The sequence below is a fragment of the Microbacterium sp. H6 genome (assembly GCF_003314775.1).
Lineage (GTDB): Bacteria > Actinomycetota > Actinomycetes > Actinomycetales > Microbacteriaceae > Microbacterium > Microbacterium oxydans.
The window spans coordinates 1-897 of sequence record NZ_QOAY01000231.1 but is presented as its reverse complement, the minus strand read 5'-3'; the positions used below and the strand labels follow the sequence as shown (position 1 = coordinate 897).

Genomic DNA, 897 nt, shown 5'->3' with positions numbered 1-897 from the left:
CGGGCCGTCATCTTGTCGCCGAGCGCGTCGATGCTCTCGGGGGTCGGTCCGATCCAGACCAGCCCCGCATCCTCCACGGCACGGGCGAAGCCCGCGCTCTCCGACAGGAATCCGTATCCGGGGTGCACGGCAGTCGCCCCTGACTGCCGCGCGGCCGCGAGCAGCGCGTCGACGGACAGGTACGTCTCGGCCGCCGTGGAGCCGCCCAGCCCCACGGCCTCGTCGGCCAGGCGCACGTGCAGGGCATCGGCATCCTGATCCGCATAGACCGCGACCGAGGTGTATCCGGCTTCAGCGCAGGCACGGATCACACGAACCGCGATCTCTCCGCGATTCGCGATCAGCACCTTCTGCGTGGGTGACGCCGTGGTCATGAGGGCTCCTTGACGGTGAGACGAAGACGCACTCCCGGAGCCAGCTGACCCGCGAGGTCGAGGCTGCGATCCGTGAGCGCACCGATGATGGGGTATCCCCCGGTGAGCGGATGGTCGGGGAGGAACAGGACCGGCTGTCCGTCGGGCGGCACCTGGATCGCACCGGTGACGGCACCCTCGCTCGCGAGTTCGCCCACGCGCGCACGTTCCAGAGGCACCTCACCGTGCAGGCGGATGCCGACGCGATCGGACCGTGGCGTGACCGTCCACTCCTGGTCGGTGAGGGTGGCGAGTGCCGACGCCGTGAACCAGTCGTCGCGCGGACCGAGCGTGATCTCGAGCTCGATGAGTTCGCCGGGGGCCGGCAGATCGCGCGGAAGGGCATCGGGCTCGACGGGATGCACGCCGGCATCGCCGACCCGGATGACGGCACCGGCTCCGAGCCTTTCCGGGCCGAGACCGGCGAGCGTGTCCGCCGCGCGACTTCCCAGCGCCGGCGCCGCGTCCAGGCCCCCACGCACGG

1 protein-coding gene and 1 pseudogene are annotated in these 897 nt (G+C 71.2%); both read right to left on the bottom strand.

Annotated elements, in window-relative coordinates; translation table 11 throughout:
- Positions 1–374: biotin carboxylase N-terminal domain-containing protein (locus DSP71_RS14890; RefSeq protein ID WP_309472626.1), on the bottom strand; the 374-nt coding region annotated here is incomplete at its 3' end.
- Positions 371–897: pseudogene (locus DSP71_RS14885) on the bottom strand (allophanate hydrolase); the annotation flags it as partial. The pseudogene DSP71_RS14885 and the gene DSP71_RS14890, both read right to left, overlap by 4 nt.